Origin of the sequence: Actinomadura kijaniata (genome assembly GCF_014138665.1) — a bacterium.
GTDB lineage: Bacteria > Actinomycetota > Actinomycetes > Streptosporangiales > Streptosporangiaceae > Spirillospora > Spirillospora kijaniata.
The window spans coordinates 220,508-245,315 of record NZ_JACJIA010000005.1 but is presented as its reverse complement, the minus strand read 5'-3'; the positions used below and the strand labels follow the sequence as shown (position 1 = coordinate 245,315).

Sequence of the window (24,808 nt, the reverse complement as noted above, 5' to 3'; positions counted from 1 at the left end):
CGGGGTCCGGGCCGGTCGGTCTCAGCTGGTCAGGACCAGCCACCTTCTGCCGTCGATCAGTTCGCGGGCGGCGTCGAGATGGCCGGCGTGGCAGGCGGTCTCGGTGATGACGTGCAGCACGAGTTCCCGCAGCGTGCGTGCCCGCCAGTCGGTGAACCGCTCGGGCCACCATGCCGGTGCGGCCTCCAGCGGGGTGGCGGCGATGACGGCGTCCGCGGCGTCGATCTCCCGCCGGTAGCGGTCGAGGACCGATGCGGCGGACGCGTCCCGGCCGACCCGCCACGCGTCGCCGGCCCGGCCGAGTCCGTCGATGACGGCCGGGTCGCCCGCGGCGACGGCGCGGAACCAGAACCGCTCGACGTCCAGGGCGAGGTGCCGTACCAGTCCCAGGCAGCTCCAGCCCGACGGCAGGAGGGGCCGCCGCAGGTCGTCCTCGCCGAGGCCCTCCAGGATGCCCTGGACGTGCCGTCGTTGCGTGTTCAGGGAGGCGAGCAGGGTCTCGGTCTCCGTGGTCATGGTCGGTCCGGCTCCTGTCGGGAGTGCTCGTCGGCGCGGTCGAGCAGCGCGCGGCGTTCCGGCTCGCTGTGCGCGGCGGCGGCCGCCCGCCGGAACAGGGCCGCCGCGCGGTCGCGGTCGCCGCTCCGGGCGGTGAGGTCGGCTTCGGCGGCGAGGGCGAGCGGATGGCCGTCCAGCGCTCCGCCCGCACGCGCCCCGGCCAGCAGCGCCAGGCCGGCCGCCGGTCCGTGCGCGTAGCCGTGCGCGACGGCGCGGTTGAGCTCGACCACGGGCGTGGAACGTATCCGGGCCAGCTCGTCGTAGCACCGGGCGATCCGCGGCCAGTCGGTGTCGGACGGCGACGGGGCGGTCGCGTGGCAGGCGGCGATGCGCGCCTGCAACCCGTACGGGCCGTCCTCGTCGATGCCGGCCAGGAGGTCGAGGCCCTCGGCGATCGCGGACCGGTCCCAGCGGGACCGGTCCTGCCTGTCGAGGGGGAGCAGCCCGCCCTCGGCGTCCCGGCGGGCGTCGCGGCGGGAGTCCTGGAGGAGGAACAGCGCCAGCAGCGCCGACACCTCCACCTGCCCCGGCATGAGCAGGCGCAGCAGCCGGGCCAGCCGGATCGCCTCCCGGGCGAACGCGGGCCTGCCGTCGGCGTTGTACCCCTGCGTGAACAGCAGGTAGAGCACGGCGAGAACGCCGGGCAGCCGCTCGGCCAGGGCCGCGCCGCCGGGCACCCGGTACGGGATCCCCGCCTCGGCGATCTTCTTCTTGGCCCGGGTGAGGCGGCGGGTCATGGTCGCCTCGGTGACCAGGAACGCGCGGGCGATGTCCGCGGTCGGCACCCCGCAGACCGTCCGCAGGGTCAGCGCCACGCGCGCCTCCAGCGCCAGCGCCGGGTGGCAGCACGTAAAGACGAGCCGCAGCCGGTCGTCCACGGCCTCCTCCCCCATGGTCTCCGGCCCCTCCCGCGCGGTCGGCGCGAGCGTGGCCAGCTCCTCCAGCTTGCGGCGCTCCACCGAGGCGCGCCGCAGCGCGTCGATCGCGCGGTTGCGGGCCACCGTCATGAGCCAGCCGCCGGGGTTGGCGGGCCTGCCCTCCCGTGGCCACCGCCGCACCGCCAGCGCCAGCGCCTCCTGGGCGCAGTCCTCGGCCAGCGTCCAGTCGCCGGTGACGCGGATCAGCGCGGCGACGATGCGCGGGTAGGCGTCGGCGGCCACCTCCGCCAGGTCGTCCGTCACCGCTCGGAGCCGGCGAACGGGCGCAGCTCCAGCCGTCCCGCCCTGGCCATCGGGTGGGCCCGGGCGACCTCGATCGCCTCGTCCAGGTCCGCGCACTCCAGGAGGTCGAACCCCACGATCATCTCCTTGGTCTCGGTGAACGGGCCGTCGGAGAGGATCAGCTCGCCCCCGCGCACGCGGACGGTGGTCGCCGCGGACTCCGCCGCCAGCTCCGCGCCCCGCAGGCGCCGCCCGCGCGCGTCGTTCTCCGCCACCCAGGCCTCGATGTCCGGCAGGTCCTCCCGGTCGGTGTCGGGCTCGGCGTCGGTGCAGACGAACATCATGTACTTCATCGCGTGCTCCTCGGATCGGCGGCGCTTCACCCTAGTGACGAACGGGAGCGACGATTCCGGACACGTTCCGCACCGAAGTCTCGATCGCCCGCAGAACCGGCGGCCGTCCGGGTCAGCGGGTGGCGAAGCGGGCCAGGCTGACGGAGATGATCTCGGGCCTGCCGCCGTTCTGGACCGGCGCGGCGGTCAGCACGTCCAGATGCTGGTAACCGGGGCCGACCACGTCGCCGGGCCGCGGGTCGGAGAAGCCGATGCCGTCACCGGCCTGGAGGTTGATGGTGGGGTTGGCCTTGATGCCGTCGTCGTGGACGGCGCCGTCGGCGACGCCGGGGGCGGCGGCCAGCGCGATGTCGGTGACGATCCTGGTGGGGAAGTAGTCCTCGGTGAAGTCCAGCGGGTGCTCCGACAGGCTCCGGGCCAGCTGCGCGATGGCGGTGACCTCCTTGGCCGGGGAGGTGAAGGGCGTGCCGTCCTTCGACCGGTACGGGAGCCCGGCGACGTCGTCGAAGTCGCGCCAGCCGTACAGGGGGCCGTTCGGCTCGTCCGGGATCGCCTTGCTCTCGGTGCCGAGGAGGTTGCGCAGGACCGGCAGGCCCGCCCTGGCCAGGTCGTTCGGCACGGGGAAGTCCTTGTCGACGACCCGGCCGCCGTCGAAGAAGCCCACGCTGGCCTGGATGAACGCCAGCGGCTGGGACTGGTCGTCCATGAGGCCGCCCAGCGCCGCCGCGTTGGTGAACCCGAAGTCCTGGACCCTCGGGGAGCCCCTGAGGAACGTCGCCAGATCCCTGGAGAACAGCAGCCGGTAGGTGGTGTCGGTGTTGAAGCCCGCCGGGATGTAGGTCGACAGGTCCGACCGTCCGCCCGGGTCGACGCGCGCCGCCAGACCCGCGATGGCCAGCAGGTTCATCGTCTCGGTGTTGATGACCGCGGGCGCCGACAGGGCGCGCGGGACGGCACCGGACTCCAGGCCCGCCCGCACCGCGTCCGCCCCCCGCTCGATGACCGGGACCAGCTCGGCCGGCACCTGCCCCTCCAGCCCGGGAAGCCCGGTCTGGATGCGCGTGTCGAGGGCGAAGTAGCCGGAGCACTGGTTGTACCCGGCGTCGGCGGTCGTGGACTCGTCCCCGTCGAAGTCCCACTCGGCGAAGTATCCGGTGAGGATGCCGCCGAGCGAGTGACCGCCGCACAGCATCTTGCGCTTGCGCGCCGCCGGGTCGGGCAGTTCGGCCGTCATCAGGTCGTACTGGTCGCGGACGGTCTGCGCGAGCCCGACGTTCTGGAGCCACCTCACCTGGTCGTTGGTCTGGTAGCCCGCGAACCTCCGGCCGCCGACCGGCCTGTCGCGGTAGTAGTAGTCGACGGCCAGGTGGGGGTCGCGGGCGGCGAGGCCCGCCAGCACGCCGGTGTTGTCCTCCAGGCAGTTGGAACGGCGGTCCAGCGCCCAGAACTCGACGTACTTCCCGTTTCCCGCCGCCTCGACGATCGTGTTGCGCGCGACGCCGTCGAACGCCCCGGCGCCCTCCAGCACGCCGGGCTGCGCCACCAGGATCCGGTCGGCCCCGGCGGAGGCGGCCGGTCCGTTCCGGTGCCGGAACCTCAGGTAGGAGAGCCAGTCGCAGTCCCGGGGGCGCGGCCCCGCCGAGGCGGGCAGCGGGATCCTCACCCGGACCACCGACTCGGCGACGTCGGTGATCGGCGAACTGGAGGCGACCGGCGTCTCGACGCGTTCGGGCGCGCCGGCCGCCGCGGGCACGACCCCCGCCGTGACGACGAGTGAGCCCAGGGCGGCGGCCAGGGCGCGTGGCGTGCGGCGAAGTGGTCGTCCCATCGGCAGCCCTCCAAAGGCGAGCCGGACCTCTTCAGCGAGGAAGGGGCATCGGCGAGTGGGGGCCATGGTGTCGCCAACAAAGCCGGTGCGATATGCGCGAATGAACGAAATCCGGATCGGTGGTTAGCAGTCGCACGCAGGCCCGGCCGCTGAACTGCGACGTTCACCCGCGCCGCACCGGGGCCGGAGTCGCGCCAGGTGCTGCCATGATCGACGGGTCGAACCAGCGATCTTGTGGAGGAGCGATGGCCGCGGTCACGCGTGACGATGTCGAGTGGGTCGGCGGCGACGGGGCGCTGGGTGAGATCTTCTGCCTCACCTTCATCAAGCAGGTCGACGAGGCCGAGGCGCTGTCGCGCCTGGGCGCCCTGCCGGACACGTTGTGCCGCCGCACCCTGCAGGAGGCTCACGAGGCGTACGACTCCTATGAGTCGGGCTATGCGGAGCTGGCGTTCGCGTTGGACCTCGGCACCTGGACGGTGCTGATCGAGCCCGACGGCTTTCAGGGTTCGCTCATCGAGCTGCTGACGGCGCTGTCGCGGGGCACCGAGGCCGTCTCGGTACAGCGGCACGACTACGCCGACCACGGCTTCGGTTACGCCGTGGACGGCACACTCGTCACCAAGTTCGAGCCCACCTGGCCCGATCGGCGCTGGGGCGCCGAGCCCGACCGTCTGCTGGAGCAGATGCGCGCGGCGGGTCTGGACCCCGACGTCGAAGACGACCACGTGTCGGGTGCCTACGTGAAGGCCCTGCTGCTGGCGGGCCTGATCACCGGCACCGTCCCGCACCCGGACGCTCTGGCCGGGGAGCTGCTGTCCGCCGAGGTCGAACCCTGGTTCAGCGCCGCCTCACCCCCGCTCTCCCACGGACCCACCGACCCCGAGATGACCGCGGCCCTGCGGGCCGCGCCGCCGCACCTGCTCCGCGCCGTCGCCGCGCGCGAGACGACGCGCCTGGCCACCGTCCTGAACCTGGAGGACACCCCGGGCCTCACCGAGGCGATCGCCGCGGCCGAGCGCGGCGAACCGGTCACGGTCTCCCCCGACTCTGAGCTGGGCGCCCACGTCCGTTCCTGGCTGAGGCGCTCGCGTCAGGCGGGCCGGTCCCTCAACGACCCGTCCGCCCGCTCCGAGATGAGCGACGACGAGCGCAACACCGCCTTCATGCTGGGCTGGTTCGCCGACGCGTTGAACGCCGCGTTGTGGCCCGAGCCGCACGCCGCGGCCCGCGCGGCGCTCCGCCCGCTCACGCAGGGCCCTCCCCCACTTCACGACCCCGTCCAGGAAGCCACCGTCCTGCGCGTTCTACGCGGTGAGCCGAATCCGAAATGACCCCCGCGAAAGAAGACCCGGAGCTGCAACGGCACCACGAACGCCGGTCAGCCACGCCCTCGGCTCAGGAAGCCAGGCACCTGCTCAGGAGGCCGGGGCCAGGTTCTGTTCCAGGCGGGGAATCAGGTCGACAAGGTCCTGCGACCAGCAGTTGTAGGCTCCCGCTCCGCCGGTCCAGTGCTTGCCGTCGCAGCCGGCCCCCCAGGAGGACCCGTCACCGTAGTTGACGTAGTGGTACGGATAACCGAGTCGGTCCAGGCTGGCCTTGGTGTTCTTGGCGGCGGCCTCGACCACGGATTCGACGAAGCTGTTGTTGCCCGTGTAGATCGAGATCCCCATACCGGCGAGGGCCCGCATGTTCGAGACGGGATTCCGCTGCGTCCAGTACCAGTCGCCTCCGTTGGCGCCCCACCAGTACGGCGAGCCGAAGATCGCGTCGCTGGAGACGACCGGTCCGAACCCCGAGCAGTTCCCCTCACCTGAACTCGCTCCGCCGCTGCCGCTGCTGCTGATCGCGCATATCGCGCCCGTCGCGTTGAGTTCGGTGGCGACGACGGCACTTCGGACGTACGCGAGGGACAGGTCGTTGGCGCCCGAGAGTGTGGCGACCTGGCTGAACAGGTCCGGCCGGCGCTGCGCGTAGTGCAGCGCGCCGAATCCGCCCATCGAGATGCCCGCTATGGCGCGGCCCTGCTTCGTTCCGATGGTCCGCAGGTTGGCGTCGATGAACGGGATGACCTGCGTGAGATGGAAGGTCTCCCATTTCTGCGCCCCGGCGGCGGTGTTCTGCATGAGCCAGTCGTTGTACCAGCCGCGCAGACCGCCGTCCGGAATCACGGTGATCATTGATGATCGCGCGATGGTGGAACGGATCGCCGGATAGGCCAGGGAGGGGTTGGTGGGATTGTCGCCCGTTCCGTGCAGCAGGTACAGGACCGGATACCGCTTGGTCGGGCTGGTCGCGTAGTCGGCCGGCAGGATGATTCTGATCGGATGCTTTCCGGCCACCTCGGGAGTGGTCACGGTGATCACGAAACCGCTCGCGGGGTCTTTGGGATCGCTCACCGCGTCCCCGACCACGGTGAGGCCGGATCCATCGGTGAATTCCGGTGCAACGACCTCCGCCCGAGCCGAGGGGGTGGTGAGAAAAGCGGCCAGGAGCACCGGCACGGCAGCGATGGACGCCCGCAAACGTTTCATTTGCACCCTTCGGGTCGGATCCGACAGCCGGATTCTCCCTACAAACAAACATGCATGTCTGCACGAGGGCAACCGCTGGATCGGCAGCTATCGCGATCAAGGGTGTGATGTTCGACACCGGCACTCGCGCCCGACCGCGGAACGATCGCGAACGTCGTCCCGGCCGTGCAGCCCGTTCCACTGCCGCTGCCCGGCGACCACGCCGCAACTGGTTCCCGTGACCCACGCCGGTCCCGGCGCAGCGGCCCGACCCTCCGAACGATAGGAGCCGAGCTGGGCCGATGCCTCCTACTCAGACACCACGAGTCCATCGCCATCGCGGCATGGGAGGCTCATGGGGACAGACGCGCACGCTGGCACACCGAGCGAAAGCCCGACCGGCGTCGGGACACCCGACGCCTCCGACGAGAACCAAGAAACCGCCGTCTGGTCACGCGAAAAGACCCCTGCGGGGGATCGGAGGGGGACGGTTCCGCCGCGTGGGTGGTGTCGGGTGCTCATCTCAAGGGCGACGTGCGCATCGGCAGCCGGGGCGCGGCGGAACCTCACGTTCTCGTTTCTACTGCTGGCCGGTGAACCTGACGGCGGGGTCGCTGGTCGCGCCCGGTCCCCACACCTGGTCATGGACGCTGGTGTCGCCGCGGAGGTAGTACAGGAACCAGGCGGTGAGCACGCGGCGGGTGATCGACAGCTGGGCGGCCCGGGTGATCTGGCCGCTGTCGCAGCCGAAACCGCTGGAGTCGATGAACCCGCAGTGGAAGCCGCCGACGATGGCGCGCAGCTGCTTGGGCGCGGGCTTGGCGTTGTACATGTTCTGCTGGTTCGACAACGGGACGATCGTGTCGTTGGTGCCGCCCACCAGTTGCATCGGCGCGGCCACGCGGGCGGCCGCGCTCACCGCCGAGGGGTTGGTCTCGGCGGCGGCCAGGTTGGCGACGGTGGTGACCGCGGGGTTCTGCGCGGCGGCCAGAATGCTGGCGCCGCCCCCCATCGAGTGTCCCGACAGGGCGAGCCGGTCGGTGCGCACATGCCCGGCCAGCCGGGACCCCGCGGTGGTGTCCTGGGCGACGGCCCAGGACAGCGCGGCGTTGAGGTCGAGGGCGAACGCGCTGTGGCTGGGGAACAGGCCGCCCTGGGACTTGGGCGCCACCACGATGAGCCCCCAGGACGCCAGGTGGCTGGTGGTGGAGGAGTAGGTGGTCACCGACTGCACGAAGCCGTGCCCGAAGGACACGACCGGGAAGCGTCCGGCGGCCACCGGGGTGTTCTGGCCCGCCGAGGAGGCGGGGTACCACATGCGGGCGGAAAAGGAGCGGCCCGCGGCGCTCACCGAGACGTCGGAGTACCCGACGGGATCGGGGCCCGGCGCCGACAGGTCGATGGCGGCGCGGGCGGGCGGGGACAGCAGTGCGGTGAGTGCGAGAAGCGAAACGATCAACGCTCCAATTCGTTTCCCCATGGGAAACTCCTTTTGCGAGGGGGGAACAGCGCTCTGATCGTTGATTCTCGGCACCAGCCTGTCAAGCCCCAATCTCCGGGGCGGGTTCGACGAGGGGGATGCCCCGGGAGGCGGTGGCGGTCCGGCAATGGGACGACCAGTCGTGGCAGGTCTGGCTCAGGACCGACGCCTGACCCCGGTAGCGGGCATGTGACAGGCCTGTGCAAGGACGGCGGTGTGTCGTTGGCGAACGGCTGGACCGCGACCGGTGGCGGCGCAGGCTTCGCGGTCTGGCCTGCGAAGGTGGGGGCCGGGGTGCGGATTGTCGTCAGGGGCCGCCTGAGGTGGGCGGAAGAATGGGAACCGCCCTGCCTGTCGGGTTACGACGGGCAGGGCGGCGTTCCTCTCTCAGGTTCAGCACTTGACCCAGTAGCCCGGTGAGGTCTGCTCGAGCGTGCTGTTGATGGCGGTGTTCCAGAGGCCGAGCGCCTGGTTGGAGCCGCGCGCGTAGGTGTTGCCCCCGGAGGTGTACGCGCGTGCGGCCACGGTGTGGGCGTAGTTGCTGGCGGTGATGCACTCCGGTGAGGGGGTGGGCGTCGGCGTGGGTGTGGGCGTGGGTGTGGGCGTGGGTGTGGGCGTGGGTGTGGGCGTGGGTGTGGGCGTCGGCGTGGGCTCGCCACCACCGTCGCCGCCGCCCAGGGCCTTGACCATGTTGACCACGGCGGCCATCTGCGGCCCGGACTTCAGCGGGTACCGGGCGGACTGGTAGCCCCACCAGTCCCAGCAGCCGCGCGGGTTCCCGGCCATGGTGGTGGCCTGCGGGTACAGGACGATCATGTCGTTGGTGTCGGCGTACTCGTTCAGGTACGCCTGGTCCATGAGCGCGTTGCCGACCAGGCCGTAGTACTGGTAGCAGCCGTGCAGCGTGACCATCAGCCTGCAGGGCCGGCCGCTCTCGCACGCCTGCGGGACATAGGCGAAGCCCTCCCTGCCCATGCTGATGCCGGTGGCGTTGCCTCCGGGCACGTGGGTGTTCTGGTCGAACTGGACGAGCTTGCCGCTCAGACGGGAGGCGGGTGCGTTCACGCCGCCGAACAGGTGGGTCAGCATCTCCCGCACCGGGTCGCCGCCGCAGTCGTTGACGTACGGCGAGGCGGTGGAGCCGCAGGAGCCGCGTCCGATCGGGCTGATCCACGCGTGTCCGGCCGGGGCGCCGGTGTTGTACCGCACGCGCGCGCCGAAGTCGCGGTAGTAGGTGGCCAGGTCGTCGTTGACCGCCCGGTCGACGGTCTGGTCCTGGCCGCCGTGCAGCAGCCACACCGGGTCGCCCGACAGGTTGGCGGGCGGGTCGACGGTGCCCTGGGACGCCCGCTGCCGGGTCAACTGCTCCAGCTCGCGCGGGGTCCGGCGCGGCGTGAAGGTGTCCATGCAGGCGTTGAGCGCGGTGCTCAGGCTGTTCTGCGCGCAGTCGTAGGGTCCGGCCGAGTAGATCCCGGCGCCCTGGAAGATGCTGGAGTAGGCGACGTGCAGCTGGTTGGCCATGAACCCGCCGGACGACAGCCCGCTGACGTAGGTGCCGGTGATGTCGTACTGCTTCAGGGTTCCCTGGGTGGGGGGCGGAACCGCGGCCAGGGCGATGGAGAGCGTCGCCACCACCAGACCGACGGCCGTCAGGACGGACAGGAGCGCATGTCTGAGTCTCACGTTCGCGTCACCTCCTCGGTGTGACCGCCAGTCTGAAGACGGCATGTGACCCGGACCACATGTCCCGAACACAGAATCGTGAGGCTGGATGTAGCGCGGACCACCATGTCGGGCGATCCGGAGGGGCTGGCCTGCGATTCGTTGGTGGGAGCCGCATCGTCACGGCCGCCTCGTCCGGTGATGCGCCTGTGCCCAGGCCGGTTCTGCGGATGGATCGACCGTTGCCGCCGGTCAGCGGCGGGTCTGGTGTGCCGGACACCGGCGCGGGCGAGTGGGGTCCAGGAGAACGCCGGGTCAGGGCTTGTCGGCGCTGGGGACGATGGTGAACACCTGGTCCAGGCCGACGAGGGTGAGGGTGCGCATCAGGTTGGAGGGGACGGCGGCCAGGATGATGACGGCGTCGGCGGCCCGCACGTGCTGGCGTGCGGCGAGGAGGGCGGTGATGCCGCTGGAGTCGCAGAATTCCAGGCCGGACAGGTCGAGCACCAGGCACTGCCCCGCGGTCAGGGTGAGCTGCTGGACGCGGTCGCGGAAGCCGGGGGCGTGGGTGTAGTCCAGATCGCCGGCCACATGCAGGACGGGCCCGGTGGCGGTGTCGCGGCGGGTGATGTCCAGGGGGCTCATCGCGGGTGATCCGTCGTCGGGCGGGTGCGGGAGGCGTCGGCCGGGACGCCCAGGGCCAGCAGGGCGGTGTCGTCGTCGAGGCCGTCGCCGAAGCCGTCGAGCAGTTCGGTCAGCGCGGTGATCGTTTGTCGGGGCGTGGCGGGGGCGTGTTCGTCGGCGAAGGCGTACAGGGCGTCGTCTCCGTACAGGTCGTCGCGGGTGGGGCCGGTGCGGGCCTCGGTGAGGCCGTCGGTGTAGAGCAGCAACGTGTCGCCGGCGGCCAGGACGGTCTGGGCGGTTCCGACGGACGCGGCGGGGAACACCCCGACGAGCATCCCGCCGGGGGTGGGCAGGAAGTCGGCGTGTCCGTCGGCGCGCAGGACCAGCGCCGGGGGGTGGCCGCCGGAGGCGAGGCGGACCGTGACGTGCCCGTCGTCGTGGCCGGATTCGAGAACGCCGAAGACGCACGTGCAGTAGCGGGGGTCGCCGCTGGCGGTGTACCGCTCGTGCAGGGCGTCGTTGAGCGTGGTCAGCGCGGTGACCGGGTCGGGGTCGTGGTGGGCGGCGGCGCGCAGGGTGTAGCGGGTCAGCGAGGTCAGGGAGGCGGCCTCGGGGCCCTTGCCGCACACGTCGCCCAGGAAGAACGCCCACTGGTTCTCCCCGACGGGGAACAGGTCGTAGAAGTCGCCGCCGAGCCGGTCGGGAGAGGCCGTGTGGTAGTGCGCGGCCGCCTCCAGGCCGGGCACGTCGGGCAGGGTGTCGGGCAGCAGGGACTGTTGCAGCACGGCCAGCGTGTCGGCCAGGCGTACCCGGTCGGTCTCGGCCTGTTTCCAGGCCTGTTCGGCCTCCGCCTGGGCCTGTTCGGCCTCGGCGCGGGCCTGCTCGGCCTCGGTACGCGCCCGTTCGGCCTCCTGGCGACGGCGCAGGAGCTCCTCTTCGTAGGCGCGGCGGTCTGAGGCGTCGAAGACCGTGGTGCGGATCAGCAGCGGCTCTCCCCCGCCGCCGTACTTGATCGCGGAGGAGACCAGCACCGGCAGCCGGCCGCCGTCGGCGGTCCTCATCTCCAGGGCGATGCCGCCCAGCTCTCCCTGCATGCGCAGCAGCGGCGCGAAGTGCGTCTCGTGGTACAGCCTGCCGCCGACGGTGAGCAGGTCGGCAAAGCGTTTCCGGCCGACGACGGCCCGGCGCTCCAGTCCTAACCAGCCCAGCAGGGTGGCGTTGATCTTGGCGATGGTGCCGTCCATCGTCGTGGACAGGTAGCCGCAGGGAGCCGACTCGTACAGTTCCTCGGCGCTGTCCTCCAGCAGCGCGGTGAACACCGCGTCCGTCCCCGCCTCGTCTCCGGTCGGCTCCCGCCCGCCGGTGCGGCCCGTCACGGGCGGGCCTCCAGGGACCCCAGGAAGTCCAAGATCGCTTCGGCGGTGGCCTCCGGCGCGCTCAACTGCGGGCAGTGCCCGGTGGCGTCGAGGGTGACCAGGCGGGAGGAGGCGATCGCCGCATGGACGTAGGCGCCGACCTCGCGAGGCGCGATGGCGTCCTGGGAGCACTCCAGCACCAGCGTCGGCACCCGCACGCTTTCGAGGTCGTCGCGGCTGTCGGACAGGAACGTGGTGCGGGCGAACACGCGGGCGATCTCGGGATCGGTGGCGCAGAAACTGTTGGTCAGCTCCTGCCCCAGCTCCGGCCGGTCCGGATTACCCATGATCACCGGAGCCATGGCCGAGGACCAGCCCAGGTAGTTCGACTCCAGCGAGGCCAGCAGTTCGTCGATGTCCTCGACGCTGAAGCCGCCGCGGTAGCCGTCGCCGTCGATGTAGCAGGGTGAGGGCGCCACCATCACCAGCGCCCCGATCCGCTCCGGCGCGGCCCGCGCCGCCAGCACCCCGACCATGGCGCTGACCGAGTGCCCCACCAGCACCGCCCGTTCAAGGTCCAGTTCCCGGCAGACCTCCACCACGTCCTGGGCATAGCCCTGGAGTGAGGAGTACCGCTCCCGGCTCCACGCCGACAGGTCCGAGCCACCGGAGCCGACGTAGTCGAACGTCACCACCCGGTACCGCTCGGCCAGCGCCGGCACGACCAGGCGCCACATGTTCTGGTCACAGCCGAAGCCGTGCGCCAGCACCACCGCCGGTCCATCGGCCGGACCGGTGACCGTGACGTTGTTCCTATGGCGGATGTCCATCTCCGCCTCCCCTCGCCTGCCCCGATACCCCCACAATACGGTTCTCGATCAGCGCTGCGACCCGTGCCCCGCGCCGCGACCTCCCGGAGCCCGGCCCCCGTTCGTTTCGCCTGGTCGGCGCCGTTGACCGCGGAGGACCGGCCTGAGCGGACGCCGGTGTTCCCGGGTCGCCCGGCAGGGGCGTGGCGCTCGCGGAGGCGAAAGCGCCTCGCCGAACGGGCTTCCCGCCCCAGCCGCGGGGGCTTGGCATCGGGTCGCTCCGGCGCGGCCGCAGCGGTCCTGACCAACTCCGCTCCTCACCCTGTGCGTCGATCGAGATGCGAGAGGTGATGTTCGGGGTGTCAGCCGCACACTCGCAGGAGCGATCGTGACGCCCGAATCATCTGGGTCCCGGCAGGGACTGCGCATTCCGCGCGCACCGTGACGCTCAGGCCTGGCCGCCACCGTCGCGGCGGGCATCGATCGGTCTGCTGGGGCCGGCCCACCCGCCGGTCTGGCCTGCTACGGCGGCGAACATCACGGATCGGCGGTCTGTCCGCCCTCGGGCTCCTCGGTGCGTCGGCTGCCGCCGTTCCCAGTGAACGGGCCAGGGGCGATCGGGCGGGGAGCGACCCTCTACGCCACCGCCTGGCACGTTCGGCCGACTCTGCCCGCGCCGCCCGGAAGGTGCGACCCGCCGCGTTCCAGCACACCACAGCCACGAAGGAGAAGCAGATGAGCACGTTGACGTTCGACCACGAGGCCACCGGCTAGGACTGCCGCACGCCCGCTGTCTGGCCGAGGCCGCCGACCTGGCGTACAAGGACGAGCGGACCGTCCGCCTGCGACCAGATGATCATCGTGGCGTTCCGCGGCACCGAGGCCCGCCAGATCCGCGACTGGCTGAGTGACGGCGGGGCGATGATGATGCCCTGTCCCGGCGGCAAGGGCCTGGTGCACCCGGGGTTCCACCAGGCGCTGGAGGCGGCCTGGCCGCAGATCCGCCAAGCCGTCCAGGACCTGCGCGATCGTGGGCGGTCGCTGTGGTTCACCGGCCACAGCCTGGGCGGGGCGCTGGCGATGCTGGCCGCCGCCTACGACCAGGCCCTCGAAGGCCGGGTGTTCAGCTTCGTCAACAACAACGACATCGTCGCCCAGCTCCCGCCCGCCCCGGTGTATGCGCACGTGGCCGCCGAACGCTACATCGACTCGCGCGGCAAGATCCACGACAAGCGCCCCGGCGGGCTGCTGGGCGGCCTGGCCGACAAGGCCCGCGGCCACCTGGCCGACCCGCTGGCGCCCGGCACCGATGGCATGGCCGACCATGCCATCGCCCGCTACATCGCCCACCTCACCCACGTCACCGGCTGAGAGGCCGTCGTCAGCGCGCAGCGTTCCGTCTCCGGCCACCTCCAGTGCGGGCGGGGGCGAGGGCGTGCCGAGAAGGGTGCCGCTGAACAGCGGCAACGCGTCCGGAATCCAGCACGGCCACCTGTGCCGGCGGAACCGGCCTCGACATCCGGACGCCCGGTCACAGCGCGTCGCGTTGTCCCCGCACGCCAAGGGTGAACCCGGCTCAGAAGGTCGATGAGGACTTCCCTGCCAGGTGTGGCGTGCCACACCTGGCAGGGGTCCGGTCCGGCCGCGGTGACGGCCCTTCCCGGGATTGACATTGTCGCAACCTATGACTCATCTTATTGAGACAACACTTGCGACAATCGGAGGTGGCGGCATGCGTCATCCGGATCACACAGAGGCTGGACGGTGGCTCGCCCTGCACGGCTTGGCCGACGCCGAGCCGTCCCCGCTGATCGCGGCGCGGCTGGCGGTGCGGCGGCGCGCCAAGGTCGTCGACAGCCTCCTGCTGGCTGCGTTCATAGTCGGCGCGGCGCTCACGCATGCGTTGACGTTGCCCGCCGACGTCACCTCCTCCTGGCCGCCGCTGCTGGTGCTGGCGGGGTTGGCGGCCGGGCTGCTGGTGGCGCAGTGGCTGCTGGGCTGGTGGGTGCGGCGCGTCGACCGCAGGCTCGGCGCGCAGTTGTCCCGGCGGGTGGCCCACCCGGTCGAGCTCGGCTGGCCGGCGGTGCTGGGTCGGCCGTACGCCCTGTTCGTGGCCGGCACCTACACCGGTGCCTTGCTGCTGGCGGTGAGCGTGCTGCCGATCTCGGACTCCGGCCTGCGGTCCGGCGCGGTCATCGTGCTGATCGGCCTGGCAGGCACGGGCGCCGGCATCATCATGCAACTGCACCAGGTGCTGGCGAGCCCGGCCGTGGCGCAGGACCAGGCGTCGCTCACCGCCGATGTCATCATGCGGGTCGAGGACGCCCGCGCCCTGGTCACCCCCAGCCTGGCGTGGGCGCTGCCGGCCATCTTCCTGCACGGAGAATCGCTCGGCTGGTGGAACGCGGTCGCGCTGGCGCTCGTGGTGGCGGGCGTCATCGCGCTCTGGCTGATCCAGCTCCGCGGCGCCGAGGTCGCGGAGGCGGCACGGCGGGCCATGGACACCCGATGATCGTCATCGACGCGGCCTCGCCGACGCCGCCCTACGAGCAACTGCGGGCCCAGCTCGCCAGGCAGATCCAGGACCGCTCGCTCGCCGTCGGGACCAGACTGCCGCCGATCCGCCGCCTGGCGGCCGATCTCGGCCTCGCCGTGAACACCGTCGGCCGGGCCTACCGGGAGCTGGAGGAGGCCGGACTGATCGAGACCCGCGGACGGGCCGGCTCCTATGTCTCGGCCGCCGGCGAGCAGGCCCGCGAGCAGGCCCACCGCGCCGCCCGCGACTACGCGGCGGTCATCACCAGCCTCGGCATCGACCCCGCCGAGGCGATCCAGATCGTCCAGGCGGCACTGGGCCATGCTTCAAACCCATAAGAACCACCGGCTACTCGCTCCTGCGACATGACCGACCACGCCCGGCCCCCGTGACGGGTGTGCCGAGACTCGTGAACAAAGCCAGGAGGCATGGGGCCGTTGCTGCTGCGGACGGGACGGCCCTGGGACGACCTGCACCCGTCGGGCTGGTCAGCCGGTACGCCGCCGGTGAGCGGCCGTGACCATCGTCGTAACGCTCGGCCCGCTTGAAGACCGTGATGATCTGCGTCAGGGTCGGTCCGGCCACCGAGGCCCCACCCGGGTGCCCGATGAGGTGCGGCCGCGGTCAGCGGGGGTCGATCGGCGTCAGCGTCCCGGTCGTCGCCTCCACCACCGCGGCGGCGTCCAGGCACAGATCCTCGCGGAACCTCGGCCCGATGATCTGAACGGCGTGGGGCAGGCCGTCGGCCGGCCCGACAGGCACCGCGACCGCGGGCAGCCCGAGAAGGTTGACCACCACGGCCAGGCGCATGGTGGCCGGCCAGTCGGCCAGCCACCGGGGATCGAGATCGGAACCGACCCGGAAGGCCGGACGCGTGCGAATCGGCGCGAGCACCAGCGGTGTCCGGCTCATCCACGCACTCCACAGGCGCGCGATGGTCGCCCGCTCCATCATCGGGTCGAACGCCTGCTCCCCGGCGGCTTGCGCCCAGATCGGCTCGTAGGTCTGCCAGAAGCGCACGAACCCGGGGGACGCGACCGTCTCGACAGGGGGCTGCTCCCGGTGCACCCGGCCGTAGCTCGACATGATCTGCGTGTAGATCTCGCTGGCGCGGGTCAGGGCCGGAGCCCGGCCTTCCTCGACGAGATAGCCCGCGTCGGCCAGCGCTTCGGCCGCGCGCCTCAGCGCGCCGGCCACCTGCGGGTCGGTCCGGACTCCGTCGGGATCGGTCACCACGCGGACCCGCACCGGCGCCGGCAGGGGCGGGCCGTGCAGGGGCACCGGCGCGTACCAGGGGTCCCCGCCGGGCCGTCCGCACATGTGGCCGAACGCCAGGCGCAGGTCCCGCACGTGCCGGGCGATCGGCCCCTGGACGCCGAGCAGCTGGAAGGCGAAGGGAGTCGGCCCGGCCGCCCGTTCCCCGGTCTGTGCCACCCTGCCCAGCGAGGGCTTCAACGCGCTGACGCCGCAGCACTGGGCGGGCCAGCGCAGTGAGCCCGCGCCGTCGTTCCCGATTCCCAGCGCGGACATCCCCGTCGCCACCGCGACCGCGTCTCCACCGCTGGAGCCGCCCGGGGTGTGCTGGGGGGACCAAGGGTTGACCGTCGCGCCGCGCAGCGCGTTGTCGGTGTGCCAGCGCATGCCGAACTCGGGCATGTTCGTCCGGCCGATCGGGATCGCTCCCGCCGCGCGCAGCTCGGCGACGCAGGGCGCGTCGGTGGCCGCCGTCGCCTCCCGCAGGGCGAGGACGCCCATCGTCGTCGCCGAGCCCTCGACGTCGATGTTCTCCTTGACCGTGATCGGCACGCCGCACAGGGGGCCGGCCGCCTCACCCCGCGCAAGCGCCCCGTCGGCCGCGTCCGCCGCGGCGAGCGACCGCCGCTCCAGCGTGACGGTGACCGCGTTCACGCGGGGGTTCACGCCGTCGATCCGCCGTAGGTGCGCCTCGACCACCTCCCGGCACGACACCTGCCCGCCGCGGACCAGCTCCGCCAGATCCCACGCGCCCAATGCCCACAGTTCCGTCAACACGCCCCTCCTCGGTGCCGGTGCCGGGAAATCTAGAAGCGGACACCGGAAAAGAGCAGTCTTGTGTTTCCCGGCGGCCTCAGCCGGTCCTCGCCGCACAGCAGAGGGGAAGGGAGGTCCCTCAGGGAATCCCGGCAATCCTCTTCATCCGATGCGGACCAAGGGGCAGCGGAAGATCTCGCGGGTCAGCGGCGGCACGTCGCGCCGAACACCAGGTGGCGCAGCAGCGCGCTGACCAGGCGGCGGGTCTGATCCGGCTCGGCTCATCGCGGTCGTCCAAGCGATCAGGGGCTGTCGCGAGGAGGGAGGCGAGAGACCGCCTGCCCTACGGAGGCTTCGCCGCTGTTCAGCTCCGTCGGCGGGTGACGCTTTGTTCCGCAGGATGGCCTGCGGCGCTGGATCGGTCGTTCAGGACGTGACGGGCTCGCGGTCGTTCTCGCTGCGGTCGTGCGGGGAACGATGCACGCGGCTGCGGAGCTTCAGCAGCAGGACCGCCAGCAGTGAGGCGACCAGGGAGGCGGCCAGGACCGCGGTGGCGGCGCGTTCGGCGGCGGAGGGGTCGTCGCTGGCCAGGCGTGCGACCAGCAGGCTGACGGTGTAGCCGATGCCGCCCAGGACCGCCACGGGGAACACGTCGGCCCAGCCCACCCCCGGTGGCAGCGCGCCCAGGCGGAACCGGACCGCCAGCCACGCCCCACCGAAGATCCCGATGGCCTTGCCGGCCAGCAGGCCGACGAACACTCCCTGGGCGACGGGGTCGCCGACCGTCTCGGTGATCGCTCCGAGGGGGATGCCGGCGGCCGCGATCGCGAACAGCGGCACGATGATCCCGGCCGAGACCGGGTGCAGCCGCCGTTCCAGCCGGGTGGCGGCGCACTCGGGCTCGCCGCCGACGGGGGTGACGGGGGTGAGCAGGCCCAGCAGGATCCCGGCGACGGTGGCGTGGACTCCGCTGGCATGGACGCAGATCCACACCGCGACCACCAGCGGGATCATCAACCATGCCGAGGTGACGCGGCGGCGCTGCGCCAGCAGGTAGCCGCCGCACAGGATCAGCGCCGCCGCCAGCCAGAGCAGGTTCAGGTTCTGGGTGAACAGCGCGGCGATCAACGCGATCGCGCCCAGGTCGTCCACGACCGCCAGCGACAGCAGCAGGACCCGTACCCCCGAGGGCAGGCCGGATCCGACCAGTGCCAGCACTCCCAGCGCGAAGGCGATGTCGGTGGCCACCGGGATCGCCCACGCGCCGCCCTCGGCCGCGCGGCCGCCCGACACCGCCAGAGCGATCAGCGCGGGGGTCAGCATGCCGCCGGCGGCGGCGAACATCGGCAGCGCCGCCGCCCGCCATCCGGCCAGCTCCCCGACGGTCAGCTCGCGTTTGACCTCCATGCCCGCGATGAAGAAGAAGATCGCCAGCAGGCCGTCCGACACCCATGCCGACAGGTTCAGGTGCAGGTGGAGCCAGTCGGGCCCCAGGCCCAGCTCGGTGCCCCAGAGCCGCTGGTAGTGGCGGGGGGCGAGATTGGCCCACAGCAGCGCCACGGCGGTCGCGGCGAGCAGCAGCTGCCCGCCGGTGGTCTCGCGGCGCAGGAAGTAGGCGAGCGCCTCGACCCTGGGCCCTCCGGTCCTGGAATCCCCGCGGGATCGGGACATGCTGAACGGGGAGGGCAGGCGCACGGGCGATCTCCTTCACCAGGTGACGGCAGCGACATCGCCGACCAGACTTCCCGGCACACCCTGCGCCTCGCACGCATTGCCATCAAAGCTACGTAAAGAACGCAGGCCAGTACAAGTCGGGATGGACGTGATCGATTCCCATGCCCCTCGTTGCGGCCCGCCCGAGGTTCGCGGCGGCGCGGCGGCTGATGGGGTTGGCCGGCAGTGGTTCCAGCGTGCCGTCCTCCTCGGCCCCACCGATGGCGCGGGCCCCACACCGATGCCCAGCACCGGCAACATGATGGTGAGCAGCCGCGCCTCCAGGAAGCCCCGGGCGAGGTCAGCGGCGTCCCGGCCTGGTGGCCGACCATCCGGCGGAAAGCCTCCGGCAGGCCGTCACCAGCTCGTCCGTGGAGGCCTGCCCCATCAGTGATGGCACAGCGCCACGGTGAACCGCACCAGACCGACCACGCCGGGCGACCACCGCACCAACGCCCGTCGCCGATCGGCCGGCGACCTCGTTCCCACCGCTGGAGGGTCAGAGACCGCCGGTGATCTTGGCGGCTCGGCCCATGACGCGTTCGACCGCCTCGGGGACCAGGAGGTCGAGCAGGTGTCCGGCGGTTCCGGCGGGGTGGCTGACGCGGGCCGGGCGGTGGACGACCGCGTGCGCGATCATGCGGGCGCCCGAGCGCGGTGTCATGGCGGGGAGCGCGCGGTACACGCCGGTCGGCTCGATCATCTCGGTGCGGACCAGGGGCATGTGGACGGTGGTCCACACGACGCCGTCGCGGCGGGTCTCGGGCGCGGCGGACCGGGCGAACGCGTCCAGCGCCGCCTTGGAGGCCAGGTACCCGGCGAACAGCGGCTGCGCGCCGACCTGCACGCCGAGGGTGGAGACGTTGACGACGTGGCCCCGGCGGCGGGTGCGCATGTGCGCGACGACCGGGACGGTCAGCCGGAGCGCGCCGAAGTAGTTGAGCCTCATCAGGCGTTCGGCGTCGTGGAGGCGGCCGGTGGTCTCGTCGAGGTTGCGGCGGATGGAGTGGCCCGCGTTGTTGATCAGGACGTCGACGCCGCCCAGGCCCTCGGTGGCGTAGGAGACGAGGGTGTCGACCTGGTCGTCGTCGGTGAGGTCGCAGGCGTAGGGGTGGGCGGCGCCGCCGCGCCGTTCGACCTGCTCGGCGAGGTCCTTCAGGAGGGCGCCGCGCCGGGCGACCAGGACCAGCTCGGCGCCCGCGCCGCCGAGCATCAGGGCGGTCTCGCGGCCGATCCCGGCGGACGCGCCGGTCAGCAGGACGCGGCGGCCCGCGACGGCGTCGCGCAGGGTGCGTCCGGGGGCGCGCAGCCGGTCGATCTGGCGGCGCGGGTCGAGTTCCTCGCCGACCCGCCAGACGAGGTCTCCCAGATCCATCGCGGTCCCTCACTCTCGTCGGACGGGCTCCGCCCGGTCGGCTCCCCTACCCCGGTACCGGAGGATGTACCCGTTTCCGGCGGGGAGCCCGGGGGTTGGCGGGCGCGCTGTCGGTGCGGCATGGCAGGGTGACCGGAAAACGGTGTTTCGGGAGGGGCGAGTGTCCGACGCGCATCAGGGGTCGCACGAGGGGATGGCCGACCCCCGGCTGGAGGCCGAGGGTGAGCTGAGCATGGCGCGGCTGGCGCTGGACGACGGCGAGCTGGGGCATGCCGCCGAGCACGTGGCGCGCGCCCTGGTCCACTCCCCCGCGCTGCCCGAGGCGCACGAGCTGCTGGCGCGCCTGGCCGGGCATCCCGGCGGCGGGCCGGAGCTGTTCGCGCTGGAGGAGCCGGTGTTCCTCGGCACGGTGCTGGCCCGCGCGCACGTGCTGGCCGCGCGGGGCGCGCACGCCGAGGCGTTCCGGCTGCTGGTGTCGGCGCAGTGCCACCAGCCGGAGGTCGGCTGGGCGGACGTGCCGTGGATGCGCGACCCGGCGCTGGCGGCGAAGCTGCCGCCCGAGGAGATCAGCGCGGGCGTGGTGCGGTTGACGGGCGTGCTGCCCGACCCGGTGCCCGAGGAGGAGCGGGCGGCGCTGGAGCCGTTCGCGGGGCTGGTGCGGGTCGCGGCGGTCGCGCACCCGGGCGAGGCGACCCTGCTGTGGACCGGGTCGATGCTGCTGCGCCGGGTCGGCACGGCGGACGAGGCGATCGACCTGGCGATGCGGGCGGAGGCGGCGGACCCGTCGTTCAACGCCGCGATGGCGCTCGGCTACGCCTACCGCGCCGCGCGACGCTGGGACGACGCCAAGCACGCCTGGCTGCGAGCCCTGGAGCTGGATCCGGACAACACCGCGCTGCTCACCGACATCGGCGAGCTGATGGCCACCGCCGGGCGGCCCGACGAGGCGCTGGAGTGGGTGGAGCGCGCCCTGCGGATCGACCCGGACTGCCCCAGCGCCTTCCCGACCGCCTGCGGGATGCGCTTCGACCGCGACGGCGGCCTGTTCCACCTGGTGGCGATGGCCGACCACCTGCGCGCCCACCCCGACAACGGCCACGCCGACCGGCTGCTGACCCACACCGCGCAGCGGCGGTACTGGCTCGGCCACATCCCCCGCCCCAGCGAGGCGGTCGTCAACGTGCTGCGGCAGATCACCGAGCAGGACCCGATCCCCGACTCGGTCGACCTGGCGCTGTCGGCGCTGGAGGCGCCCAGCGCGCTGATGGCGTTCGCGCACGTGGTGCCCGGTTCCCCGGTGATGGTCGAACGGTCCCAGGAGCCCGATCTGCGGCGGCCCGTCCCCGAGGTGTTCGACGGGACCCCGGTGGGCGGGGTCGCGCGGCGCGTGTGGGAGTACGACGGGCTGGTGGCGCGTCCGGCCGTTCCGCCGCCGTCACCGCAGGCCGTGGAGGTCGTGGGGCGTTTCGCCGGGTACCGCTGGCGGCATCTGCCCGCCGCCTACGACGACGCGGTCCACCTGTCGGGGCTGAGCCTGGACGACCTGCTGGGCCTGCTCGTCCACCCGCCGGTCGCCCCCGACCCGGCCGAGACGCCGGAGTGGATCCGGTCGGTGCAGGCGTGGGCGTGCCTGGGGATCGCCCACCACCGCGCCGACCAGCCCTGGGCCGAGTCCGAACGCCGTTCGGTCCTGGTCGACCTGGCCTACGGGCCCGAGGACTGGGTGACCGAGGCCGCGCTGCTGGCACTGGTCGCGGTCGCCTGGACGCACCCGGAGGCCCGCGCCGACGTCGCCGGGCTCGTGGCCTGGCGGTTCCTGGCCGCGCTGCGGGCCTCCCGGACCCGCGCGGTGACGATCCTGGACTCCCTCGCCTTCCTGGTCCGCGCCACCCCGGAGATCGACGACGACGTGCGCGGGGTGGCCGACGAGATCGTGGATCGTTCCGCCGGATAACGGGTCCGCGCGCCTCTTCCACACCGGCATCGTCGCCTGTCAAGCTGTCAGGCACAGCTCCACAAGGTGTTCGGAGGATCGAGGCACCGTGATCGCGAGACCGGACGGCGGCCCCCGCGTGGTCGTCGGGGTCGACGACTCCGCCGGGGCGCGCTGCGCCCTGTCCTGGGCCATCGGCGAGGCCCGGCTCCGGCGCCTGCCCCTGCTGGTCGTGCACGCCGCGCCGCTGCCGCCGCACGTGTCGGCGGCGGGGCAGCTCGGATGCGGCATCACCGAGGCGCTGCGCGGAGCGGGCGCCGAGCTCATCGACCGGCTGCTGGACGAGGTCGCCGGCGGCGTCCCGGCCGACGTGCCGACCAGCGCGCTGGCGCTGGTCGGCGAGCCGGGCGCGGCCCTGGTGCGGCTGGCCCGCGACGACGACATCCTGGTCGTCGGGCACGGCACGCGCGGCCTGCTGTCGCGGCTGATGCGGCCGTCGGTGCGGCTGCACTGCGCCCGCCGCGCCCGCGCCACGCTGGTGTGCGTGCGCCCGCCGACGCTGGAGTCGCTGCTGCGCTCGCTCAGCGACCACCCTCCCGATCGCGGCCTGCTGCGCCGCCTGGGACGCCGCCCGCGCCCCTGAGGTCCGGCGTCCGCGCGACCCCGCGTCCGGCGGGTCCCGCGTCCGGCGGATTCCGCTTCCGTGAGACGCTGCGCCCATGCGCAAATACGTGATCATCGGTGCCCAGGGCAGCGGCAAGGGGACCCAGTCGCGGCTGCTGGTGCGGGACCTGGACCTGGTGCACATCAGCGTCGGTGACATCTTCCGCTGGCACGTCCAGCACCACACCAAGCTCGGCGCGCAGGTCCGCCGCACCATGAGCGCCGGGGAGCTGGTCGGCGACGACCTGGTCGAGAGCATCGTGCGCGAACGCCTCGCCCAGCACGACTGGAACTACGGTTTCGTCATCGACGGCTTCCCCCGCAACGCGCGCCAGGCGGAGTTCTTCCTGGAGAGCTACGACATCGACGGCGTGATCCACCTCGACCTGCCCGACTCCGAGGTGCGCCGCCGCGTCCTGGCCCGCCGCCTGTGCGCCCGCTGCGGCATGGACTACAACCTGATCGCCCACCGTCCGGAGGTGGAGGGCCGCTGCGACGTGTGCGGCGGCGAGCTGGTGTCCCGGGAGGACGACACCGAGGAGGCCCTGGCCGAGCGGCTGCGCCTGTACCACGAGAAGACCGACCCGATCATCGAGCTGTTCGGGCGCAAGGAGTTCGTCTTCACGATCGACGCCCGCTCCGACGTCCACACGATCCAGCAGGAGATCCGCACCCGCCTGGGGCTGCCCGACTACACGCGCCCGTAGACGGGGACGGGGGCCACGGGGGCGGGCTCCTCGGCGAGGCCGATCCGCCGGTGCAGGCGGCGCAGCGGGCGGGGCGCCCACCAGTTGGCCGGGCCCGCCAGGCGCATCAGCGCCGGGGCGAGCACACCGCGGATCAGGGTGGCGTCCACCAGCACGGTCAACGCCATGCCGACGCCGAGCTGCTGGAGGAACACCACGCGCCCGGTGGCGTAGGCCGCGAACGACACCGCCAGGATGACGGCGGCGGCGGTGACCAGCGGCGCGCTGCGGGCGATCCCGGCGGGCACGGCCGCGACGGCGTCGCCGGTCCGGTCGTACTCCTCCTTGATCCGCGACAGCAGCAGCACCTCGTAGTCCATGGACAGGCCGTAGGCGATGCAGAACATCAGCAGCGGCACGCTCGGCTCGATCGACCCGGTCGGGGTGAAGCCGAGCAGCCCCGACAGGTGGCCGTCCTGGAAGACGAACACCAGCGCGCCGAACATGACCGTCAGGCTGACCGCGTTCAGCAGCGACGCCTTCAGCGGCGCGACGACGCTGCCGGTCATCAGGAACAGCACCGCGAACGTCACCACGACGATCAGCCCGGCGACCAGCGGCAGGCGTTCGGTGACGCCGTCGCGGTAGTCGGCCAGCTCGGCGGGGTAGCCGCCGACCCGCGTCGCGAACGGCGCGGGCACGGCGCGGACCTCGCGGACCAGCCCGACGGCGTCCCGCTCCAGCCGCCGTGAGGAGGGCACCACCGCCAGCCGGTCGCGCATCCGTTCCGTGGCGGCCTCCACCCGGCGGCCGCCGGTGAACGACCCGGCGGGCGAGTCGACCCGCACGACGCCCTCGATCCGCGACAGCCTCCCGGCGTAGGCGGCGATCCCGGCGGGGTCGCCGCCGCTCGTCACGACGTGCAGGGCGTCGGCCTCCTCGGCGGGGAAGTTGGCGCGGACCTGGTCGTACACCTGGCGGACCGGAGCCGAGCCGGGCAGCACGCGGTCGTCGGGCAGGCCGAAGCGGATGCCCAGGAACGGCGCCCAGCAGCAGCACGACACCGAGCGCCGCGCCGCCCAGCAGCAGGGGACGCCGGGTCACCAGGGCCGCCGTCCGGTACCAGGCGCCCGACGGGCCGTCGTCCGCGGGCGGCCGCCTGCGTTCGACGCGGCGGCCCAGCAGCGCCAGCGCGGCGGGCAGCACGACCGTGGCGCCGACCACGGCGGAGATCACCACCGCGACGCCCGCGTAGGCGAACGAGCTGAGGAACGGGAAGGGGAACACCAGCAGCACCGCCAGGGACGCGGCGACCGTCGCGCCGCTGAACAGCACCGTGCGGCCCGTGCCGCGCACCGTCCGCGCCACGGCCTCGGGCACCTCCGCGCCGCCGCGCAGCTCCTCCCGGAACCTGAAGATCATGAACAGGCCGTAGTCGACGCCCAGGCCGATCCCCATCACCAGGGCGATGTTGGAGGCGAACGTCGAGATCTCGGCGAAGCCCAGCACGCCGCGCAGCAGCGCCAGCGACCCCGCCACCGCGAACAGCCCGA

At 72.6% G+C, this 24,808-nt stretch carries 21 protein-coding genes; 7 read left to right on the top strand and 14 right to left on the bottom strand.

The window, feature by feature from the left end:
- Positions 1–21: 21 nt before the first annotated feature.
- The 4 genes from HNR61_RS20925 to HNR61_RS20910 form a co-directional block, all read right to left on the bottom strand.
- Positions 22–516, bottom strand: a complete 495-nt coding sequence (locus HNR61_RS20925) for a DinB family protein (RefSeq protein ID WP_182844862.1) — start codon at positions 514–516, stop codon at positions 22–24.
- A complete protein-coding gene (locus HNR61_RS20920) occupies positions 513–1,736 on the bottom strand; it encodes an RNA polymerase sigma factor (protein ID WP_182844861.1) in 1,224 nt (407 codons plus the stop codon). The genes HNR61_RS20925 and HNR61_RS20920 overlap by 4 nt, the downstream gene beginning before the upstream one ends.
- Complete coding sequence (locus tag HNR61_RS20915; protein WP_182844860.1) at positions 1,733–2,068, bottom strand: YciI family protein; 336 nt, start codon at positions 2,066–2,068, stop codon at positions 1,733–1,735. The genes HNR61_RS20920 and HNR61_RS20915 overlap by 4 nt, the downstream gene beginning before the upstream one ends.
- Before the next feature lie 112 nt (positions 2,069–2,180).
- The gene (locus HNR61_RS20910; RefSeq protein ID WP_182844859.1) at positions 2,181–3,896 is read right to left on the bottom strand and encodes a hypothetical protein; all 1,716 of its coding nucleotides are present in this window, start codon (positions 3,894–3,896) and stop codon (positions 2,181–2,183) included.
- A gap of 245 nt (positions 3,897–4,141) precedes the next feature.
- Here HNR61_RS20910 and HNR61_RS20905 point away from each other — a divergent pair, with 245 nt between their 5' ends.
- Positions 4,142–5,230, top strand: coding sequence for a DUF6461 domain-containing protein (locus HNR61_RS20905; protein ID WP_182844858.1), 1,089 nt, complete (start codon positions 4,142–4,144; stop codon positions 5,228–5,230).
- A gap of 84 nt (positions 5,231–5,314) precedes the next feature.
- Here HNR61_RS20905 and HNR61_RS20900 read toward each other — a convergent pair whose 3' ends face one another.
- The 6 genes from HNR61_RS20900 to HNR61_RS20875 all read right to left on the bottom strand — a co-directional run bounded on the left by HNR61_RS20900 (position 5,315) and on the right by HNR61_RS20875 (position 12,360).
- Positions 5,315–6,430, bottom strand: a complete 1,116-nt coding sequence (locus tag HNR61_RS20900; protein ID WP_182844857.1) for an alpha/beta hydrolase — start codon at positions 6,428–6,430, stop codon at positions 5,315–5,317.
- A gap of 559 nt (positions 6,431–6,989) precedes the next feature.
- The gene (locus HNR61_RS20895) at positions 6,990–7,868 is read right to left on the bottom strand and encodes an alpha/beta hydrolase family protein (RefSeq protein WP_246443248.1); all 879 of its coding nucleotides are present in this window, start codon (positions 7,866–7,868) and stop codon (positions 6,990–6,992) included.
- 414 nt (positions 7,869–8,282) lie between these two features.
- Positions 8,283–9,572 carry an extracellular catalytic domain type 2 short-chain-length polyhydroxyalkanoate depolymerase gene (locus tag HNR61_RS20890; RefSeq protein ID WP_182844855.1) on the bottom strand — a complete coding sequence of 430 codons (1,290 nt, stop codon included), beginning with the start codon at positions 9,570–9,572 and terminating at the stop codon, positions 8,283–8,285.
- Positions 9,573–9,866: 294 nt separating this feature from the next.
- Positions 9,867–10,196, bottom strand: coding sequence for an STAS domain-containing protein (locus HNR61_RS20885; protein WP_182844854.1), 330 nt, complete (start codon positions 10,194–10,196; stop codon positions 9,867–9,869).
- Positions 10,193–11,551 carry a PP2C family protein-serine/threonine phosphatase gene (locus HNR61_RS20880; RefSeq protein WP_182844853.1) on the bottom strand — a complete coding sequence of 453 codons (1,359 nt, stop codon included), beginning with the start codon at positions 11,549–11,551 and terminating at the stop codon, positions 10,193–10,195. Before HNR61_RS20880 ends, HNR61_RS20885 begins: the two co-directional genes overlap by 4 nt.
- A complete protein-coding gene (locus HNR61_RS20875) occupies positions 11,548–12,360 on the bottom strand; it encodes an alpha/beta fold hydrolase (protein WP_182844852.1) in 813 nt (270 codons plus the stop codon). Before HNR61_RS20875 ends, HNR61_RS20880 begins: the two co-directional genes overlap by 4 nt.
- A gap of 831 nt (positions 12,361–13,191) precedes the next feature.
- Between HNR61_RS20875 and HNR61_RS20870 the strand changes: the two genes are divergently transcribed.
- From HNR61_RS20870 to HNR61_RS20860, 3 genes are all read left to right on the top strand, one after another.
- Positions 13,192–13,710 carry a lipase family protein gene (locus HNR61_RS20870; protein ID WP_182844851.1) on the top strand — a complete coding sequence of 173 codons (519 nt, stop codon included), beginning with the start codon at positions 13,192–13,194 and terminating at the stop codon, positions 13,708–13,710.
- Positions 13,711–14,071: 361 nt separating this feature from the next.
- Positions 14,072–14,851 (top strand): hypothetical protein, encoded by a 780-nt coding sequence (locus HNR61_RS20865; RefSeq protein ID WP_182844850.1) that lies wholly within the window; start codon positions 14,072–14,074, stop codon positions 14,849–14,851.
- Entirely contained in the window at positions 14,848–15,213 is a 366-nt protein-coding gene (locus HNR61_RS20860) for a GntR family transcriptional regulator (protein WP_182844849.1), read from the top strand. Before HNR61_RS20865 ends, HNR61_RS20860 begins: the two co-directional genes overlap by 4 nt.
- A gap of 286 nt (positions 15,214–15,499) precedes the next feature.
- Here HNR61_RS20860 and HNR61_RS20855 read toward each other — a convergent pair whose 3' ends face one another.
- The 3 genes from HNR61_RS20855 to HNR61_RS20845 form a co-directional block, all read right to left on the bottom strand.
- The gene (locus HNR61_RS20855) at positions 15,500–16,906 is read right to left on the bottom strand and encodes an amidase (RefSeq protein WP_220509591.1); all 1,407 of its coding nucleotides are present in this window, start codon (positions 16,904–16,906) and stop codon (positions 15,500–15,502) included.
- Positions 16,907–17,311: 405 nt separating this feature from the next.
- The gene (gene nhaA, locus HNR61_RS20850; RefSeq protein ID WP_312898007.1) at positions 17,312–18,580 is read right to left on the bottom strand and encodes a Na+/H+ antiporter NhaA; all 1,269 of its coding nucleotides are present in this window, start codon (positions 18,578–18,580) and stop codon (positions 17,312–17,314) included.
- A 517-nt stretch (positions 18,581–19,097) separates the two neighbouring features.
- A complete protein-coding gene (locus HNR61_RS20845) occupies positions 19,098–19,973 on the bottom strand; it encodes an SDR family NAD(P)-dependent oxidoreductase (protein ID WP_182844848.1) in 876 nt (291 codons plus the stop codon).
- A gap of 160 nt (positions 19,974–20,133) precedes the next feature.
- Between HNR61_RS20845 and HNR61_RS20840 the strand changes: the two genes are divergently transcribed.
- The 3 genes from HNR61_RS20840 to HNR61_RS20830 all read left to right on the top strand — a co-directional run bounded on the left by HNR61_RS20840 (position 20,134) and on the right by HNR61_RS20830 (position 23,276).
- On the top strand, positions 20,134–21,927 hold the full coding sequence (locus HNR61_RS20840; RefSeq protein WP_312898006.1) for a tetratricopeptide repeat protein: 1,794 nt from the start codon (positions 20,134–20,136) through the stop codon (positions 21,925–21,927).
- Positions 21,928–22,015: 88 nt separating this feature from the next.
- Complete coding sequence (locus HNR61_RS20835; protein ID WP_067812724.1) at positions 22,016–22,549, top strand: universal stress protein; 534 nt, start codon at positions 22,016–22,018, stop codon at positions 22,547–22,549.
- Between the two features lie 76 nt (positions 22,550–22,625).
- Positions 22,626–23,276 (top strand): adenylate kinase family protein, encoded by a 651-nt coding sequence (locus tag HNR61_RS20830; protein WP_182844847.1) that lies wholly within the window; start codon positions 22,626–22,628, stop codon positions 23,274–23,276.
- Here HNR61_RS20830 and HNR61_RS47970 read toward each other — a convergent pair.
- On the bottom strand, positions 23,261–24,319 hold the full coding sequence (locus tag HNR61_RS47970) for an MMPL family transporter (RefSeq protein WP_312898005.1): 1,059 nt from the start codon (positions 24,317–24,319) through the stop codon (positions 23,261–23,263). The two genes, HNR61_RS20830 and HNR61_RS47970, sit on opposite strands and share 16 nt — an antisense overlap.
- Between the last annotated feature and the right edge of the window lie 489 nt (positions 24,320–24,808).

Bases quoted from the DNA above. Each gene is read 5' to 3' on its own strand.
- HNR61_RS20925 (WP_182844862.1), bottom strand. From the start codon at position 516: ATGACCACGGAGACCGAGACCCTGCTCGCCTCCCTGAACACGCAACGA.
- HNR61_RS20915 (WP_182844860.1), bottom strand. From the start codon at position 2,068: ATGAAGTACATGATGTTCGTCTGCACCGACGCCGAGCCCGACACCGAC.
- HNR61_RS20910 (WP_182844859.1), bottom strand. From the start codon at position 3,896: ATGGGACGACCACTTCGCCGCACGCCACGCGCCCTGGCCGCCGCCCTG.
- HNR61_RS20905 (WP_182844858.1), top strand. From the start codon at position 4,142: ATGGCCGCGGTCACGCGTGACGATGTCGAGTGGGTCGGCGGCGACGGG.
- HNR61_RS20900 (WP_182844857.1), bottom strand. From the start codon at position 6,430: ATGAAACGTTTGCGGGCGTCCATCGCTGCCGTGCCGGTGCTCCTGGCC.
- HNR61_RS20885 (WP_182844854.1), bottom strand. From the start codon at position 10,196: ATGAGCCCCCTGGACATCACCCGCCGCGACACCGCCACCGGGCCCGTC.
- HNR61_RS20875 (WP_182844852.1), bottom strand. From the start codon at position 12,360: ATGGACATCCGCCATAGGAACAACGTCACGGTCACCGGTCCGGCCGAT.
- HNR61_RS20870 (WP_182844851.1), top strand. From the start codon at position 13,192: ATGATCATCGTGGCGTTCCGCGGCACCGAGGCCCGCCAGATCCGCGAC.
- HNR61_RS20865 (WP_182844850.1), top strand. From the start codon at position 14,072: ATGCGTCATCCGGATCACACAGAGGCTGGACGGTGGCTCGCCCTGCAC.
- HNR61_RS20860 (WP_182844849.1), top strand. From the start codon at position 14,848: ATGATCGTCATCGACGCGGCCTCGCCGACGCCGCCCTACGAGCAACTG.
- HNR61_RS20845 (WP_182844848.1), bottom strand. From the start codon at position 19,973: ATGGATCTGGGAGACCTCGTCTGGCGGGTCGGCGAGGAACTCGACCCG.
- HNR61_RS20830 (WP_182844847.1), top strand. From the start codon at position 22,626: ATGCGCAAATACGTGATCATCGGTGCCCAGGGCAGCGGCAAGGGGACC.